The following is a 15,505-nucleotide window of genomic DNA, read 5'->3' as shown; positions in this document are numbered from 1 at the left end:
ATAGACTGACTGAAAAAAAGCGGCATCCTGCAATTCAGCTACCCTTGCTGTCAGCGAGCAATTCACTTGCGATGAGTGCTGATACCCTTAGCTGAGCCTTGACCTCATAACCCTCACACTTGGCAGGAATTCGCCATATGCAGTTATTGAGTGGGCGGGAGTTCAAGGCCGTTCGGCAATGAAATCCAGATGACTGTCTGTGCCTCTGGCGAGTGCCGCGAAAGATGGCCCTTCCCATGCGTGTCCTCAACCAGCACATAGCTGCCAGCCGAAACGTGACGTACCTCGCCATCGCTAGTCTCATACTCCACAGAACCATCCAGTCTGACTGTCAGCACTGGCTCTGGCACTTTATGCCATGCAACTTCTCGCATTCCTGCCGGTATATGCGTAATACGGACGCGAGAGGCTGGGTAACTGGCTGTGACATCGAAAGGAACGGCGTCTGGATGAACTGACCGTTTGGTAGTGGGTAAATCGATTTCATCGAAATGAGATTCGCCATCCGGCGTGGCGTAGATGCGCAGACATTTCATTAAAGGCTCCCTTGAGAGAAGAGAAATGAGCTTAGCAACGAATGCTCGCCTATCACAAGGGATAGGAAAACACTAGACATGGTCGCTTCGGGCAGAAACCGGACCTTACCCGTTAGCATTCCATTTCTCCGCCTACCGGAACCGACCTTCACGGATGGCGCTCTGATCTCCTTTGATTAAATTCAAAGCCTATCGACCAAACAACAACTCGTCCTGCAACTAAATTTTTTTGCAAATACGCCAGAAGCGAACCCTCAAAAGTATCAAAAATATCGGCAACGCAGAAAGAATATCGAAATCGCTTCTAAGCGCAGCTTTCAAAACCCTCAAAACCCCTTGAGATTGAACCCCGCCCAAAATGGACAGCCAGCAAATCGTAGTATTTTACTGATTGGAAACTCGCTATCGTCGCGCTAGGCATTTAGGCGAGCCATTTGGCTGTCAACTTTTGAGAAGATTAATGAAAGAGATTATCGCTGCTGGGCTGCTGTCCATAATTACGTCTCAAGCCGCAATGGCTGACACACAAGGTCCGCTCAATTTACCACCTCGCGTCTCGAAGCAGGACTTCGTCATCTATATGGCTGGGGTGATGGCCGCAGGATTGTATTGCGAGGGGCTGGAACTCAACGGTTCGTACATCCAAGGTTTTCAAGATGCGACCGGCCTCATGTTGCCATTTGCTGAACCGGGTTACAGAGAAGAATTTAAACGACGAGAAAAGGAAGCAAAGGAAGATCCGGAAAATTACTGCAAGCTTGCAATTGTAATGTTTCATAAGGATGTGAAACCAAGGGCGCTTCTGGCACCTTTGCTAATGAATAAAATTCCAAAGGATTAGTTTTCGGGCAACCTCAGGCATTATGCGCCTTTGAAATCGGACAGAACTGACGGCTCCTTTTGCATACATGGCGGCACGACCATTCTCGGCTCGACAGGGCGACGTATTTTTCTCATAGTCGCGAATGTGGGTTAGGGGAAAAGATATGATTTCGAGACGTGCTTTATTAATCGGACTTTTGGGAACAGTCGCGGCGGGGACGGCTGAGGCAACGCCGGGGGCAGTAAATAAGCAGGGATGCCATGGACGGCCACGCCACTGCCATGCTCCATCCGAAATTAGAAAATCAGGCAAGCGCCGGTTTGTGCCAGGACACTTCTTAAAATCAGGCAAGCGGAAGCGGCGCAGAAAATAGATGCTATCCGTGTTCTTGGCAGCGTTGGTGTCGGTTTATCCCGTCCCGGACCAGAGAGCGGCACAACTTTCACCAACTGAAATTGCGTGTAGTGGCTGCGGTTGCCGAGGTGGCCCCGGTTGGCGTGTTCACAGCACTGGAAAGTGTGCCAGTCACAAAAACCTGACTAAGGAATGTGGCTCACCACCGAATGACACGCTTTGTACTTTCGAGAATGCTGGTCGCTTAGGACCGCGCTCCTCTTTGCCGCCCGCTGCAACCGGCTTGCTTGCTGTGCCTGCTAACGTGAGCGAACCGGAGCGGGAAATCATCGGAACAGCGAGCGTGATAGACGCCGATACAATTGAAATACACGGCCAGCGAATTCGCCTGTTCGGCATTGATGCGCCCGAGGGAAGGCAGACTTGCCGCGATGCAGAGGACAAGGAATATCGCTGCGGGCAGGTTGGAGCGAACGCCTTAGATGAGTACATTCAAATGTCTCAGCCTATACGCTGTCAGAAAAAGGATACAGACAGATACAACAGAATGGTCGCGACATGTGAAACAGCCAAAGGCGAAGACGTTGCCGCATGGCTAGTTAGAAGCGGACACGCCCTTGATTGGCCCCGATACTCTCAGGGACGATACCGGGAAGACCAGCGCCTTGCCGATCAAGAGGGCATTGGTATCTGGCAGGGCCAGTTCATAGAGCCTTGGGAATGGCGTTCAAGCCGTTAGCCCCTCGCGCGCGTGCGCGTATTGGTCCGCAAAGAGGTATGCGCAAAATTGAGCAGACCCCCTCCTTAAAATTCAGGAGACCTAGTAGAAATCCATGGCGCTCGTGACGTCCGTCCATTTGTTAGCCGTTGATAATCAGGTGCTATGGTGCAAACTGAAAGCGTCGATGAATTAACATGAGGATAGGCCAACATGAGTGATACGCCAAAGAACAACCCATTCGACGGACCTCAGTTGCAGGGCGAGCATTATCACCGCGCAGATATGTCCGGAGCCAATTTCGACGGAGTAAATCTGTCAGAAGCAAGATTCTACGCGGTTTTGAGCAAAGCGAAATTCAATGATGTGAATCTTAGCGAGGCGGAGTTTGACGATGCCAATCTCACAGCAGTGAGGTTCAATGACGTCAACATGACCGGCGTAAGCATCACAAACGCCAACATGACTGGCATGACCATCAGCGGCGTCACACTGGTGGATGCCGACATAAAGGATGCGGATATGACAGGGATGCGCATCAATGGCGTTCTCGTTCCCGAGCTTTTTGAAGCCTACGACAAATTGCATGCACCTGACTAATGAGGAAGTAAGAATGGCTGACACAGCTAGCCCTCTCGAAATCAAGCGAATTACCAGCTTACCGATTGGTTTTGAATTATTCTTGAAGGAAGCCGCCAGTGAGGGTTTCAACAACATGTCAACCCTTCAAAGTGAGTGGAATGACGGAAGTAATATTTTTGATCGCCCGGGTGAAATACTGGCGCTGGCGACGATAAACGGCGAACCCGCCGGAATTGGAGGTATCACCCGGGATTTTATCGACAGTACATGGTTACGTATGAGACGGTTCTATGTACGGCCCGCATATCGCAGGCGCGGAGTTGGACGCGGTATAGCGCACTTCGTTTTAAATCATGCTTTGCAGTTTAATGCTCAAATCTCTCTCTACGCAGACGGAGCTGAGGCACGAACCTTCTGGCCGACTTTAGGCTTTGTGGAAACGGACCGCCAAAGTACCACTCATATTTTTAACGAACTTCCGCGAATTTAGCCCACCAAACGGCAAAAGTTCCGCGACACAGGAAATTCTGCGGCCTGCCCGTAAATCAGCCTATTTTAGGCTCCGACCGACGAAGCGCTCAGCATTGCCGGTATATGCCTTCCGGCAATGTTCCTCGCAGTATGGGTGTCCACTTTGGACGGCTTCACCACAGAACAGGTGAAGCTCTCCAGCCTGCGCCCGATTGACCGGCCATTTGCATTGATGCCTCGAAAGGTCAGCGAGTGGGAAACCTCTATGCGGCTTTGTCAGGTTATCGAGCATGGGGAGAGCCTCCGAAAGCTGGCTGCTGCTTTTCCAGTGCATCGAGACGCGCACGAACAAATGCCGGTGTGAGCAATCCATTCATCAGCCGCTTGCTGCATCCATCCAACACGCGCACATGCAATCTGCTCAAATCTGAGCCGAATAGGGCCGCTAAAAATTTATCGGCCTCTCGTTGTGACGCTGGAACTGCAAAAGGCGTGTTTTCATCTTCGCCATTTGCTGCGAGCGCGTACCCGTTTTTTTTCTTTGCCGGGAAGTCGGGGGAGCTTGCTACAGCGCTTTTGATTTGCGCTCTTCGCTCCCCCTCAACGTCACCCATAACTGGAGAACCGTCGCTGTCTTCATAGCCGGTTATTACAGGTAATCCTGTAAGGTATTCCTTTAAGGTAATTGGTGGCATTTTCTGCCCACCTTGATGGGCACTTTCTGCCATCCTTGGTGGGCATATATTGCCGTCCTTGTCATTTTCAGGGTGGGCAACTTCTGCCACCCTTGCAGCCTCAAGGTGGGCATTATTTGCCATGCTGGATTGCGGCTTATTGCGTACATTTTGATCGGCTTTAATCTCGCGCTGGTGTTCTTCCAATTCCTGAATATGCATCTGAACTCGCTCATGATGCGGGTTGTCGATGCGATAAACCGTGATGCCATTTCTGCGGCCAACGGGGATGAGATAGCTGTATTGCTCAAGAAGCCTGCGAGCCTTAACTGCGGTGTGGTGCGAACGCAGACCAGCGCGAATAAAGACACGGCTGTTTGATGCGTAAGCGGTCGTTGCCTGGAGTGTCTTCTTGTCGATGGTGACAAGGGATGCATAGACGATAATCAGATTGAGGCATTGACCAGCCCGCAATAGCGGATCGGCTGCAACCGTCTCGAATAGCGAGAACTTGAACGCGGCAAGTTCCTGCTTTGCCTGATCGAACGCGGTGAGACTATTACGGCGCGGGAAGGCATGAACCTCGGCTGATGAATTGGCAAGCTGGTTCATGCGCCTGTACCTCCAAGAATCCGCCCGAATTCTTCCCGTTCGTCTACGAAGTCCTCGTCGGCGTCCTCAAAGTCTGCATCCCCGTCAATCTGATCGAGAAGCGCGATAGCTTCATCAATCCATTGCTCCAGAAACAGACGGCGCAGACGGTTGATGGCAGGGCTACTCATGTCGCCCTCCTTTCGGGGCGGGTAACACCCAGATTGAAACATGCGTCAGTCCGCGAGCGATGCGTAGCAGCAGGAAGGCGAGAAGGATGCGGATCATTTTCATGATGCACCTCCCTTCCTTATGGCTTCCACAATCTCAATTGCGTGCGTCAGGCGCGTGTCTGCAATGTCGAGCACTTGTTGAATTGCGTTCGCCTCGTTCTGCTTGCCAAGTGAGCCAGCGGCCATGAAAGCAGCATCGATAAGCGCCTGAACACTGGATACCTTGCGCGGCTGGAGACAGCCTAAACACGACCGGATTGTCAGAACTGCCCAATTCCAGTTCGTGAATGTCGCGGAATACCTTCTCATAGGTTTCACGCGCTGCTCTATCTGGGTGCCGATCAACCCACTGCCACGATGTTCGCGGATCAGGCCAGACGGTCAATTGCAGGCGCTGAATTAAGCCGTCATTGCTGGTGCCAGTAATTGCACCGCGAACAATTGGAGCGATACGGGAAGGCTGCACGCCGCCGATGATGCTGACAGTACAGTTTGCGATATGCACAGTACCGCGCCCAATACGGTCATAAGTGAATTGGCCGGAACCGTTGAAGGCTTCGAGATAGAAAGCCCTGTCGCTAGCGTGTTCTTCGCTCTCCATCTGGGAAAGGAAGCCAGGCAATTCGTCACGCACCAGAAGCAGGCCACGCGGGTTTTCATTCAGAAGTTCGCCCAACTTCTCCACGGTGGCATCATTCACGACGATACGCGGGCAAGGCTGCTCGTCCTCGTCATCTTTGGACACATCAGCAAGAATAGCGCGTGCACCATCCTTATCGCCTGTTCTGTAAGCCTTGGCTGCTGACTTCGCGGCTTCTCTGGCTTCAATCTTGCCCAGAACATCGTCAATGTCGGCAGCTTTCAAATCGGCCTGCCATTGTTTGCGCATATCGTCCTGAATAGCATAGACGGGGCCAAGAGCCTTTTGCATGGCTGGTGTCTTCATCGCGGAAGGTGGGCCGATAACCGCACCCCACAGGTTCGGCACCTCAATCCAGTCATCCAACTGTTTCGGAGCAACGCGAATGCGATTGCCGATCAATGAAGCAAGCCCGCATAATGCTGCCACTGCCACGAAGTCAGGGACGGATTGCTGTCTGTCTGCTACGTCAAAAACATAATTACGCAGGGCAGCGGGCAACAGTTCCGGTACGAATGCTTCGACCGCTGGCAGACTGGATGAAATCGCGACAGGATTCTTCCAAAGCTCAAAGGGCTGCTCTTTTGCAATCTTATCGAAAATCCCGGTAACAGGTTCGTGCGTGTTCATGCAACCGCACCTTTCATCATGAGAATGTCATTCCAGTCGTGGCCGTCCGGGGCAGGCAAAAGACTGACCTTCCTGCCTTCCGCCGTGGCGCGTGTGGCTAATGCATTGCCTGCTTCTCGGCCCGCTGTGTCTCCATCCGTGGCAACCGTCAGCAAAGCCGGATTATCTGGCAATGAGAGAGCTTTCATTCCACTGGTCGATAATGCCGCCCAGACAGACACAGAGCCGCGCGCAAGCCCTGACAGAAGCGACAGGCCGGTTTCTATGCCTTCACACACAATCAACTTGTCATCGCCCTGAGACAGCCGCACTGCACCGCCTGCTACAGTTCCGAGCATTGCCTTAGCTGGCTCGATCTGGGCTTTGCCGAGACCGTCAGCACGCAGGTAGGTCCGATGAACTGCAAGCCGTGTCGCGCCCTCGACCAACGCAACCAGCGCAGGAAAGCGATTGCGTGAAGGGTGCCAGCAATCAGGATGAAAGCGCAGACTGCCTGCAATCTCGCATGTGACGCCACGATGCCTGAGATATGTTTCCGCTATCGTGCCCCGAATAGGACGCGCTTCACGCCAGCACGAAAGAGCAAGCGCTTCCTTGCGTTCGGCTTCCTCAGTCTCGGATTGCCTGATGCGCTCCAGATCGGCAGCGGAAGGCGGGGAATAGTTTCCCTCGCCCTCAACCAATCCAAGCCCTTTGAGGCTATCGAGAATATGAGTGAAGTCGCAACCGGAATGGCAGCGCAATAATAGCCTGCCGTCTGATCCATCCGATAAACTCAGGCTGGGTCGCTTGTCACCATGTGTCGGACAGCGCGCTACGCCATACCGACCGTGCCAGTGACCACCCAGCGCGCGGGTAATCTCTCTGGCCGATGTCATGCGGCGGCTCCTTCACCATTAAACGGCAAGACGCTGGAATGAATGACATACCGCGCATGAGTTCCGCTGAATGAGCCTTCATGCTTCTCATGAACTGTTTCAATATCAACGCCGAAACTACGGAGCTTGAAAACGTACGCCGACCAGCGCGGGCCGGGATGTTCTATCGGGGTGCAGCCTGCCTTACCTGCGTTCATCAGGTTTTCGAGCGCCCAGCGGTCGCGGCCCTTTATTGCTATGTTAAATGGTGTTCCGCCCGCGTTCACAATCGTGAAAACAGCCGATGCCCAACGTGACTTATCTTTACTCATGCTGCGCCTCCAATCCCGGCGAGTTCGCAAACCACGCGAGCGGTCGCCATCGGAAGGCGGAAGCGCGTTGCGATTACTGATGTTGCCAAATTCGTTGCGGAGATGGGCGGATTGCGGTATTCAGAAGGGGACCAACCATTTTGAATTACCGATCCGCCGTTCTTGCTATTGCCCAGCAAGTGCGGCGTTTCTTTTTCGTGATGCATTCAAGCCGCCTTCCCCACGCCAGAGCCAGCGACCTGACGGCGAGATTTAGCGTCTTCGATTATTTCGATAAGCTCAGATTTGGGCCAGCGTGAAAGAGCGCCCATTTTCACAGGTTTAGGCAATGTGCCATTAGCCACCCATCGCCAAAATGTGGGGGTGCTGACCTTAAGAACCTCCGCCCCTTCACGGGCAGTAAGCAGTGGATCGATGATATTCATTTATCAGCCCTAATAATCGTTGATAACGGGCTGATATTGCGTGATGATTTCTAAGGTGAAAGACGTGCAAAAAGGGCAAAAGGCTCATTAAGTTTTGCGGGTGTTTTGCGGTTGTTTTTGCCTTAATTTAATCGGTGTTTTGCGTGGAGCCTGTCTCACTGATTGCACGCTGGATCGTATCGGTAGAAATATAATAACCGGCTTGGGTGGAGATTTTTTTCGACACGGTAGGCCAAGATTCGCCATTGTGCCCGTGCGGATAAATATGACGATATAGGCGCGCAGCAGTATCTCTCTTTAGCCTAGGACGACCGATTAAGGTTGAAGTTGTGCCGACGTTCTCGCCGTCTTTTATCGAAGCTATAAGCTCATTTCTCCAGTCATCAGTGAGATATTCTGCTTTCGTGCAGATTGCCCACCCTTCAAACGGCCTTAGTATGTCTAACAGTGACGCCAACTTATAAGTGGCCGGATCGTCATTGCGCGCGAACAGGTCAAAGGCTTTGAAATTTATTGTGAAACCAACCCGTTCATAGAATAGCGGGATATGCTGATGCGAATACTGCCATCCGTACTTACGTGCAAATTCAGCGAAGTTTGTGCAGCCACTCTCGTCTATATCTTCACGAATTCTCTCTAAATAAAATTCATACCCATAGTAATCAACCTGCATCAGAGCAGCGACATCTTCGCTTTCTTTCTCGCTTATAAATCCGCTATCTAAATAATGCTTGAGAATGCCAGCGTTTATATCCCAAGATATTTCTTTCATCAGAATGGATGATATATCGAGTTTTAGTATTTGCCCTGTCGGGGAACAGATAAAGCAGGCATCTCCTATTGAAAATAAAATGCGCAAGTGCAGGCTATCCATCGGCGTCATCCGCATGAAATTCTGCAATAAGAATTCTGGCCCTAAAGAACTATCATTATCAATTTCGTAACGCGTCCAGGCCTCTTTCATAAGCGTTTCACGTTGTTGAGGGTCAATTTCGCCCCATAACCATGCAGCAGGAACAAAACCCTCCGGGCAAAACATTTTATACTACTTTCAAAAAGCTGGTGACGGATCCAGTCTCGCCACTAGCATGTTGAGACCAGCGCTCCATAAGAAGTCTTCGCTGCTCCAAAAAATCTGTCCGTCGATAGGCGCGTTCAACTGATCCGCCGACCGTATGTCCCAGAACCGTTTCCGCTATGTCGTGAGGTGTATCTGTCGTTTCGGCTATCCAGTCTCGCAAGCTGGAGCGGAAACCATGCGGGCGAGCTTCCAATTTGGCCCGGCGCATAAACATGCCCAGCGTCATATCGCTGATAACCCCGGTGCGGACATTGGGGAAAAGGAAACCGTCACGCGCATGACGGCGAGCTATCTCAATCACCGTCAGAGCTTCGACTGTCAGAGGAACGCGAAAATCAGTGGTGGCATCTTTGCGTCCCTTCATCGCCTCACCCGGAATCGTCCAGACATTGCCTTCTATCTGGTCTTCATGAATTGACCTAAGCGGGCCTGAGCGAACGCCGGTCAGGATGAGCAAACGCATAGCAAGGTGCGTAACCGTGTCGTCGGTCAGCGTGGCGTAAAAAGCTGGAACATCCTGCCATGGCATCGCCGGTATATTCTGGGCTTTATGGCGCTGCTTGCCTAAAAGAGCGCGAGCTTTTTCCGTTGCCTGTAAATCCACATCCAAACCCAGAGCGGCGGCGTGTCTCATGCATATGCGAAGACGACCAAGCGCTTTCTCGGCTGTAGATGCCTTTGAGTGCCAGATAGGCAAAAGGGTATCGCGAATGTCTTTCTGGTCAATCTCCGCAACGGGAACCTTGCCAAGCTTCGGTAGAATATGATGCTCAAGCGGGCTAAACCAGCGGCCCGCCTCTCCGTCACCCTTCAATTCAGCTTTCCTGCTCTCGAATGCATCCAGCGCTATATCCTTGAGCAAATGCATGTTGCGAGCGGCTTCCCGCTTCTGACGCTCACGCTCCTTGATCGGGTCAACATTAGCTCGGACGAGCGCCCGCCACTTTTCAGCGGCTTCTCGCGCCTCCTTCAATGAAACCTCAAGCGATGAGCCAAGGCCCATTTCTCTACGCCTGCCGTGAATCGTTACGCGGAGGATCCATTGCCCGCCACCGTCCGGGCGTTTGTGCAGCCAAAGGCCCGCACCGTCATTGTGCTTTCCCGGCCCTAGCGTTGCGACCGCCCTAGCGCTCAAACGATTTAATGCGCGCACCTTTTCCTGCACCCTTGCTTGCCGCACCCTATCCCCCTGCTCATCCACCTTTGGTTATGAGATTGAGTGATAGGGCGTGATTACGCTTGATATTGAACGTAACAAGAACAGCAGTGTGGGGCAAGGTCTATTGATAGAGGGTGATAACGGCTGATTTTCCTTGATATTACAATAAGATGCTGACCACCCGCACCATTTGTCCCACCACCCATTATTCACGCTGCTTCCAGCGCCTGTGCGAGATCTGCAATCAAATCATCCGGATGCTCAATGCCAATCGACAGACGGATCGTCGATTCGAGTACACCGATCTTCTCACGCACCTCAATCGGAACACCTGAATGCGTCATGGCTGCCGGGTGACTTGCCAGCGATTCTGTTCCACCAAGGCTGACAGCGAGTTTGATGATCTGCAAAGCATTCAGGAAACGGAAAGCTGCCGCCTGCCCCCCTTTGATATCGAATGAGAAGGTGGAGCCTGCACCTGTACACTGGCGTTTAAACAATTGTCCGACAGCGGATGCTTCATCTGAAAACGGCAGATAATGCAGCTTCTCGACTTTCGGGTGCTCGCGCAAGAACTCAGCGGTTGCAAGCGCATTCTTGTCAGCACGATCCATACGAATGCCGAGGGTTTCAAGCGAGCGCCCAAGCATCCAGCAGGAATGCGGATCAAGCTGCGTTCCAATCGCCCCACGCAACGCCTTCACCTGTTTGACCACGGCCTTGGCACCGAGAACAGCGCCAGCAATCAGATCGGAATGACCGCCGACATATTTCGTCAGCGAATAAAGCGAGATATCTGCACCGTGTTCGAGCGGCTTCTGGAAAACAGGGCCCAACAAAGTGTTATCGCAAACGATGACAGGGCGTAGCCCTTCCTGCTTTGCCGCAATCTTCTCGGCAACGCGCCGGATGGCTGCGATGTCGACCAGACTGTTGGTCGGATTGGCGGGCGTTTCAATCAAGATGACCGAGACGCGCCCCTTGTTTGTCGCTTCATCAGCGGCCTTTTCAATCAAGGTCTCATGCACACCATCGGCAAACGCCACAGCCGCAACGTTGAAATTATGGAAAGTCTTCGCGAGCAATGTTTCGGTGCCGCCGTAAAGCGGCTGAGAATGCAGGATTACATCCCCGGGACGCGCGAAAGCCAACAAGGTTGTCGCAATTGCCGACATGCCGGACGAAAACAACGCGCAACTCTCGGTCCCTTCGTAGACAGCAAGGCGATCTTCCACGATCTCGCTGTTGGGGTGATTGAAGCGTGAATAGACAAGGCCCGCACCAACGCCCGCTGGCGGCTCTTTACGACCGGAAACGAAATCAAAGAAATCGCGCCCGTCTTCGGCAGTCTTAAAAACGAATGTTGAGGTCAGAAACACCGGCGGCTTGACCGCACCCTCGGAAAGCTCAGGATCATAGCCATAATTGAGCATCTGGGTTTCTGGATGAAGTACATGATTGCCGATGCTGGTCTTATTTGGACGAGGCGCGGTCATGTTTGTCTCCTGTAAAAGATCCTCCCGCTCAACAAAGTGAGCGGGAACAGCTTACCAGAGACGTTCGGGAATCTTCTTGCGTTGTTGACCGCTCAAGCGAGCGGCAACGAAAAATATTCCATCGATATCATCACGCAGATTGCGCGGCTTATTTAATCACCAGAACAGGAACAGCACTGAGCGACAACACTTCTGCTGCCTGACTGCCCAGAAGCAATTTGTTGACGCCACGACGACCATGCGATGCAATAACTATCAGATCACACTGCTTGTGCTTGGCCGCCTCGATAATCCCTTGTGCTGGTGACTGGTTCTCAATGTGCAGAACCTCGGCAGGAACATCCACGCTCTCGGCTTTTGCCTTAGCCTTTGCGAGAAGCTCGGCGGCAGCTTGGGTGATTGCCTCACGATACTCCTGAAAAGCTGCCGGGCTCGATGCCCATTCCGCAGCAACAACAATGCCATAGGACGGCAGAAGTTCGGTCACCGAAACAAACAACACCTTTGACCCAAGTTGCTTTGCAAGAGTAAGCCCCTGGTCCACGCCCTTATCGGCGAGTTCAGATCCATCGGTTGCGATCAAAATAGACTTATACACAGTTCGGACCTCCAGATTGTGATGGTCATCCGATCATGCCTGTCCTGACGGAAAGAGCATTGATGCGGATCAATGAAGCATTTGAGCCAAAAGTGCGAAGCGGTTCCGACGACTCAACCTTAACTGGGACCGCTCTAAGACAGCAAAAGCTTATAGACACGAGAAGCTTATCGAAAGATCGGGGACAATGTTTCTGTGTCGGGAAGGACCAATTTTTGCACAAATGATCGTGTACTCTGTTGATACCCAATTACTTGGAATTATCTACTAAGAACCAAATCTTTAAAGAATATAATTCTAATTTTATGCAATCCGAAGCATGGTCCCAGCTATGCTTTTGCGCCATTTCCTCATAAACTTCGCTTCAAACAGAAGGAGATTATTCCATGAGCAAGCCCCTTGGCGCAAAAGACGGTGAAACCGTAGGACGCGGTCGAATCTATGATTCCATTCTCGATACCATCGGCAATACGCCTCTGGTCCGTATCGACAAGTTCGCCAAGGAAAACGGCGTCGAAGCCAATCTTCTGGTGAAGCTGGAATTCTTCAACCCGTTGGCAAGCGTCAAGGATCGTATCGGTCTTGCGCTTATCGAAGCGCTTGAAGCGCAGGGCAAAGCTGTTCCTGGCAAGACCGTATTTGTAGAGCCAACCTCCGGCAACACCGGTATTGCACTTGCATTTGCTGCGGCTGCCAAGGGCTATCGCCTTGTGCTGACCATGCCTGAAACCATGTCGATCGAGCGTCGCAAGCTTCTCAAGTTGCTCGGTGCTGAACTCGTGCTGACAGAAGGCCCGAAAGGCATGAAGGGCGCTATCGCCAAGGCTGAGGAAATCGCAGAAGGCAATCCGAATGCGATCATTCCTCAGCAGTTCGAAAACCCGGCCAATCCCGAAATTCATCGCCGCACAACGGCTGAGGAAATCTGGAATGACACTAATGGCGAAGCTGACATTCTGATTTCCGGCATCGGCACCGGCGGCACTATTACCGGCGTCGGTCAGGTCATCAAGTCACGCAAGCCATCGTTCAAAGTGATCGCTGTTGAGCCTAAGGATTCCCCGGTTCTTTCAGGTGGCACACCCGGCCCGCACAAGATCCAGGGCATCGGCGCAGGCTTTGCACCAAAGACGCTCGACACCGAAATCTATGATGAAGTGGTGACTGTCTCCAACGAGGATTCCTTTGCCAATGCACGCCTGATTGCGCGTCTTGAAGGCATTCCTGTCGGCATCTCATCGGGTGCGGCGCTTACAGCCGCCATCGAAGTCGGCAAGCGCCCAGAAAACAAGGGCAAGAATATCGTCATCATCATTCCATCCTTTGCAGAACGCTATCTTTCGACAGCGCTGTTTGAAGGGTTGGAATAAGCGAGCGTCGGTTCGACAAAACAAAAAGCCAGAGCGGTCATCCGCTCTGGCTTTTCTGTTGCCTGAACTTAGCCATTTTCAACAAGAGCCTGACAGGCTTTGTCTCTGAAAATGAGAACCGAAGCTCAGTATTTAGTTTGCCGTGCGTGCCGCGCAAGCCGGACCCGGGCCGCGCATGTAATGGCGCTCGGGCCTGTAGCTCGGTGCGACGAACTCACGGATGACATTAACACTGTCACGTAGCTGAACGATAATGTTCATCGCCTTCACCTCATCAAGAATTTTCTGCTCGAAAGTGATGCTCGCCACGCAACCACGGGGGTCGAGTTGAATGCTTTTTAGCTTCCGAACATCTTAATGAAAACTTTAACGATTAAAGATGAATAACTCCTGAATCGTCAGAGTTAACAGTAAGTTAATGGTAACGATATTCAGGTTTTCCACAGGCGTGAGAAATTAGACACAATTAAAAAAGCCGGCGTGAATACACCGGCTTTGTCGGGAAAATATAGAGGGGTTAGCGCGTCGGAACCGGATGTTCGCCACGATAGTCATAGAAACCGCGACCCGTCTTGCGACCAAGCCATCCCGCCTCAACATATTTGACCAAAAGCGGGCATGGGCGATACTTGGAGTCGGCCAGCCCGTCATGCAGCACCTGCATGATCGAAAGACACGTATCGAGACCGATGAAATCAGCAAGCTGCAACGGCCCCATAGGATGGTTGGCGCCAAGCTTCATCGCCGTATCGATGGCCTCGACACTGCCCACACCTTCATAAAGCGTGTAGATCGCCTCATTGATCATCGGCAGCAAAATACGATTAACGATGAAAGCCGGGAAATCTTCGGCAACCGTTACGGTCTTGCCGAGCGCCGTTACAAAATCCTTTGATTTGCGGAACGTATCTTCTTCAGTCGCAATACCGCGCACCAGCTCAACCAGCTTCATGAGCGGTACCGGATTCATGAAGTGAATACCGATGAAACGCTCCGGACGATCTGTGGTCGAAGCAAGTCGCGTGATGGAAATCGACGACGTGTTGGTTGCGACAATCGCTTCCGGGTTCAGGATCGGACAAAGCTGCGCGAAAATCTTGCGCTTGACAGTCTCGTCTTCGGTCGCGGCCTCAATGGCCAGATCGACACCCGCCAGATCTTCCATGGAATTCGCTGCGCGGATCAGCTTCATGGCATCGGCGCGCTGTTTTTCTTCCAGCTTACCGGATGACACCTGTCGCGCCATGTTGCCATTAACTGTGGCAATACCCTTTTCCAGCCGGTCCGCCGCCGCATCATGCAAAAGCACGTCGTATCCTGCCAACGCACACACATGGGCAATTCCGCTTCCCATCTGTCCTGCGCCAACAATGCCTACCGTCTTGATCGCCACAGTCTCAACTCCTTCATGCTCTCGCCCAATAGCGGAGATCTGCTTGAGTATATCCATTCTTCAAATACAGAGTACCTGTATCTGGGTCTTACCCGGCCGGCATGCGGCCCATGCCAAGCCTTGTATCTGACATCGCTTGAAAGCCCGGTTAACAAGACAGCTTGCATGTCAAAATGCAATCCTAAACTTCAAGCCGAGTATTACGCAGCACTTATAAAGAACCCGCCCGAACGCCGGCAAAAAGTCGACGCAAAGGACGGGCAACAAATGAGCTAGTGGATTGAATTTGACGTTTGAAACAGCATGTGTGTCAGTCGGGTTTCAAACGTCAAATTCAATCCACTAGGCGGCAGATTTCCCTGCCGCCTTTCTTATGATCAGAGCGCTTTTTCGAGCTCCGGCAACACGGTGAAGAGATCCCCGACGAGGCCGTAATCGGCAACCTGGAAGATCGGAGCTTCCTCGTCCTTGTTGATCGCAACAATCACGCGGCTGTCTTTCATGCCTGCAAGATGCTGGATCGCGCCCGAGATACCAACTGC

General features: G+C 52.2%; 20 protein-coding genes and 2 pseudogenes. 5 read left to right on the top strand and 17 right to left on the bottom strand.

Translation table 11 applies throughout. From position 1 onward, the window contains the following. Window positions 1-143 precede the first annotated feature (143 nt). A complete protein-coding gene (locus OIV19_RS20865) occupies window positions 144-536 on the bottom strand; it encodes a cupin domain-containing protein (RefSeq protein WP_264233594.1) in 393 nt (130 codons plus the stop codon). A 460-nt stretch (window positions 537-996) separates the two neighbouring features. Between OIV19_RS20865 and OIV19_RS20860 the strand changes: the two genes are divergently transcribed. From OIV19_RS20860 to OIV19_RS20845, 4 genes are all read left to right on the top strand, one after another. Beyond that, a complete protein-coding gene (locus tag OIV19_RS20860) occupies window positions 997-1,377 on the top strand; it encodes a hypothetical protein (protein WP_264233593.1) in 381 nt (126 codons plus the stop codon). Window positions 1,378-1,732: 355 nt separating this feature from the next. Then, window positions 1,733-2,452: a thermonuclease family protein gene (locus tag OIV19_RS20855; protein ID WP_264233591.1), complete on the top strand. Its 720-nt coding sequence runs from the start codon at window positions 1,733-1,735 to the stop codon at window positions 2,450-2,452. Window positions 2,453-2,644: 192 nt separating this feature from the next. Further along, window positions 2,645-3,031 carry a pentapeptide repeat-containing protein gene (locus OIV19_RS20850; RefSeq protein ID WP_264233589.1) on the top strand — a complete coding sequence of 129 codons (387 nt, stop codon included), beginning with the start codon at window positions 2,645-2,647 and terminating at the stop codon, window positions 3,029-3,031. 13 nt (window positions 3,032-3,044) lie between these two features. Continuing rightward, window positions 3,045-3,503, top strand: coding sequence for a GNAT family N-acetyltransferase (locus OIV19_RS20845; RefSeq protein WP_264233588.1), 459 nt, complete (start codon window positions 3,045-3,047; stop codon window positions 3,501-3,503). A gap of 60 nt (window positions 3,504-3,563) precedes the next feature. On the opposite strand, the gene OIV19_RS20840 is transcribed toward OIV19_RS20845, so the two are convergent. From OIV19_RS20840 to OIV19_RS20780, 13 genes and pseudogenes are all read right to left on the bottom strand, one after another. Further along, window positions 3,564-3,776: a GcrA family cell cycle regulator gene (locus OIV19_RS20840; RefSeq protein WP_264233586.1), complete on the bottom strand. Its 213-nt coding sequence runs from the start codon at window positions 3,774-3,776 to the stop codon at window positions 3,564-3,566. Next, the gene (locus tag OIV19_RS20835; RefSeq protein ID WP_264233584.1) at window positions 3,766-4,179 is read right to left on the bottom strand and encodes a hypothetical protein; all 414 of its coding nucleotides are present in this window, start codon (window positions 4,177-4,179) and stop codon (window positions 3,766-3,768) included. Before OIV19_RS20835 ends, OIV19_RS20840 begins: the two co-directional genes overlap by 11 nt. Next, window positions 4,161-4,770: pseudogene (locus OIV19_RS20830) on the bottom strand (hypothetical protein). Before OIV19_RS20830 ends, OIV19_RS20835 begins: the two are co-directional and overlap by 19 nt. After that, a complete protein-coding gene (locus tag OIV19_RS20825; RefSeq protein ID WP_264233582.1) occupies window positions 4,767-4,940 on the bottom strand; it encodes a hypothetical protein in 174 nt (57 codons plus the stop codon). Before OIV19_RS20825 ends, OIV19_RS20830 begins: the two are co-directional and overlap by 4 nt. Window positions 4,941-5,076: 136 nt before the next feature. After that, window positions 5,077-6,252 carry a YfjI family protein gene (locus OIV19_RS20820; RefSeq protein WP_264233580.1) on the bottom strand — a complete coding sequence of 392 codons (1,176 nt, stop codon included), beginning with the start codon at window positions 6,250-6,252 and terminating at the stop codon, window positions 5,077-5,079. After that, complete coding sequence (locus tag OIV19_RS20815) at window positions 6,249-7,130, bottom strand: toprim domain-containing protein (protein ID WP_264233578.1); 882 nt, start codon at window positions 7,128-7,130, stop codon at window positions 6,249-6,251. Before OIV19_RS20815 ends, OIV19_RS20820 begins: the two co-directional genes overlap by 4 nt. Further along, entirely contained in the window at window positions 7,127-7,441 is a 315-nt protein-coding gene (locus OIV19_RS20810; RefSeq protein WP_264233576.1) for a winged helix domain-containing protein, read from the bottom strand. Before OIV19_RS20810 ends, OIV19_RS20815 begins: the two co-directional genes overlap by 4 nt. After that, complete coding sequence (locus OIV19_RS20805) at window positions 7,438-7,647, bottom strand: hypothetical protein (protein ID WP_264233574.1); 210 nt, start codon at window positions 7,645-7,647, stop codon at window positions 7,438-7,440. The genes OIV19_RS20810 and OIV19_RS20805 overlap by 4 nt, the downstream gene beginning before the upstream one ends. After that, on the bottom strand, window positions 7,648-7,866 hold the full coding sequence (locus OIV19_RS20800) for a helix-turn-helix domain-containing protein (protein WP_264233571.1): 219 nt from the start codon (window positions 7,864-7,866) through the stop codon (window positions 7,648-7,650). Window positions 7,867-7,993: 127 nt separating this feature from the next. Then, window positions 7,994-8,905 carry a hypothetical protein gene (locus OIV19_RS20795; protein ID WP_264233570.1) on the bottom strand — a complete coding sequence of 304 codons (912 nt, stop codon included), beginning with the start codon at window positions 8,903-8,905 and terminating at the stop codon, window positions 7,994-7,996. Window position 8,906: 1 nt separating this feature from the next. Continuing rightward, complete coding sequence (locus tag OIV19_RS20790; protein WP_264233623.1) at window positions 8,907-10,100, bottom strand: site-specific integrase; 1,194 nt, start codon at window positions 10,098-10,100, stop codon at window positions 8,907-8,909. 215 nt (window positions 10,101-10,315) lie between these two features. After that, on the bottom strand, window positions 10,316-11,602 hold the full coding sequence (locus OIV19_RS20785) for a cystathionine gamma-synthase family protein (protein ID WP_151095796.1): 1,287 nt from the start codon (window positions 11,600-11,602) through the stop codon (window positions 10,316-10,318). A gap of 148 nt (window positions 11,603-11,750) precedes the next feature. Continuing rightward, window positions 11,751-12,200 (bottom strand): universal stress protein, encoded by a 450-nt coding sequence (locus tag OIV19_RS20780; RefSeq protein WP_151095793.1) that lies wholly within the window; start codon window positions 12,198-12,200, stop codon window positions 11,751-11,753. A 386-nt stretch (window positions 12,201-12,586) separates the two neighbouring features. Between OIV19_RS20780 and cysK the strand changes: the two genes are divergently transcribed. Continuing rightward, complete coding sequence (gene cysK / locus OIV19_RS20775; protein ID WP_095447555.1) at window positions 12,587-13,570, top strand: cysteine synthase A; 984 nt, start codon at window positions 12,587-12,589, stop codon at window positions 13,568-13,570. A gap of 132 nt (window positions 13,571-13,702) precedes the next feature. On the opposite strand, the gene OIV19_RS20770 is transcribed toward cysK, so the two are convergent. From OIV19_RS20770 to OIV19_RS20760, 3 genes and pseudogenes are all read right to left on the bottom strand, one after another. Then, window positions 13,703-13,879 carry a hypothetical protein gene (locus OIV19_RS20770; RefSeq protein ID WP_167388288.1) on the bottom strand — a complete coding sequence of 59 codons (177 nt, stop codon included), beginning with the start codon at window positions 13,877-13,879 and terminating at the stop codon, window positions 13,703-13,705. 208 nt (window positions 13,880-14,087) lie between these two features. Further along, entirely contained in the window at window positions 14,088-14,963 is an 876-nt protein-coding gene (locus OIV19_RS20765) for a 3-hydroxybutyryl-CoA dehydrogenase (protein WP_024896859.1), read from the bottom strand. A gap of 377 nt (window positions 14,964-15,340) precedes the next feature. Next, window positions 15,341-15,505, bottom strand: a pseudogene (locus OIV19_RS20760) (electron transfer flavoprotein subunit alpha/FixB family protein); the annotation flags it as partial.

This window comes from Brucella sp. HL-2, from assembly GCF_025846885.2.
GTDB classification, from domain to species: Bacteria; Pseudomonadota; Alphaproteobacteria; order Rhizobiales; family Rhizobiaceae; genus Brucella; species Brucella quorumnocens.
Note: the sequence above shows the minus strand (reverse complement) of the source record. Positions and strands in the feature narration are given on the sequence as shown.

Bases quoted from the DNA above. Each gene is read 5' to 3' on its own strand.
- OIV19_RS20865 (WP_264233594.1), bottom strand. From the start codon at position 536: ATGAAATGTCTGCGCATCTACGCCACGCCGGATGGCGAATCTCATTTC.
- OIV19_RS20860 (WP_264233593.1), top strand. From the start codon at position 997: ATGAAAGAGATTATCGCTGCTGGGCTGCTGTCCATAATTACGTCTCAA.
- OIV19_RS20855 (WP_264233591.1), top strand. From the start codon at position 1,733: ATGCTATCCGTGTTCTTGGCAGCGTTGGTGTCGGTTTATCCCGTCCCG.
- OIV19_RS20850 (WP_264233589.1), top strand. From the start codon at position 2,645: ATGAGTGATACGCCAAAGAACAACCCATTCGACGGACCTCAGTTGCAG.
- OIV19_RS20845 (WP_264233588.1), top strand. From the start codon at position 3,045: ATGGCTGACACAGCTAGCCCTCTCGAAATCAAGCGAATTACCAGCTTA.
- OIV19_RS20840 (WP_264233586.1), bottom strand. From the start codon at position 3,776: ATGCTCGATAACCTGACAAAGCCGCATAGAGGTTTCCCACTCGCTGAC.
- OIV19_RS20835 (WP_264233584.1), bottom strand. From the start codon at position 4,179: ATGCCACCAATTACCTTAAAGGAATACCTTACAGGATTACCTGTAATA.
- OIV19_RS20825 (WP_264233582.1), bottom strand. From the start codon at position 4,940: ATGAGTAGCCCTGCCATCAACCGTCTGCGCCGTCTGTTTCTGGAGCAA.
- OIV19_RS20820 (WP_264233580.1), bottom strand. From the start codon at position 6,252: ATGAACACGCACGAACCTGTTACCGGGATTTTCGATAAGATTGCAAAA.
- OIV19_RS20815 (WP_264233578.1), bottom strand. From the start codon at position 7,130: ATGACATCGGCCAGAGAGATTACCCGCGCGCTGGGTGGTCACTGGCAC.
- OIV19_RS20810 (WP_264233576.1), bottom strand. From the start codon at position 7,441: ATGAGTAAAGATAAGTCACGTTGGGCATCGGCTGTTTTCACGATTGTG.
- OIV19_RS20805 (WP_264233574.1), bottom strand. From the start codon at position 7,647: ATGCATCACGAAAAAGAAACGCCGCACTTGCTGGGCAATAGCAAGAAC.
- OIV19_RS20800 (WP_264233571.1), bottom strand. From the start codon at position 7,866: ATGAATATCATCGATCCACTGCTTACTGCCCGTGAAGGGGCGGAGGTT.
- OIV19_RS20795 (WP_264233570.1), bottom strand. From the start codon at position 8,905: ATGTTTTGCCCGGAGGGTTTTGTTCCTGCTGCATGGTTATGGGGCGAA.
- OIV19_RS20785 (WP_151095796.1), bottom strand. From the start codon at position 11,602: ATGACCGCGCCTCGTCCAAATAAGACCAGCATCGGCAATCATGTACTT.
- cysK (WP_095447555.1), top strand. From the start codon at position 12,587: ATGAGCAAGCCCCTTGGCGCAAAAGACGGTGAAACCGTAGGACGCGGT.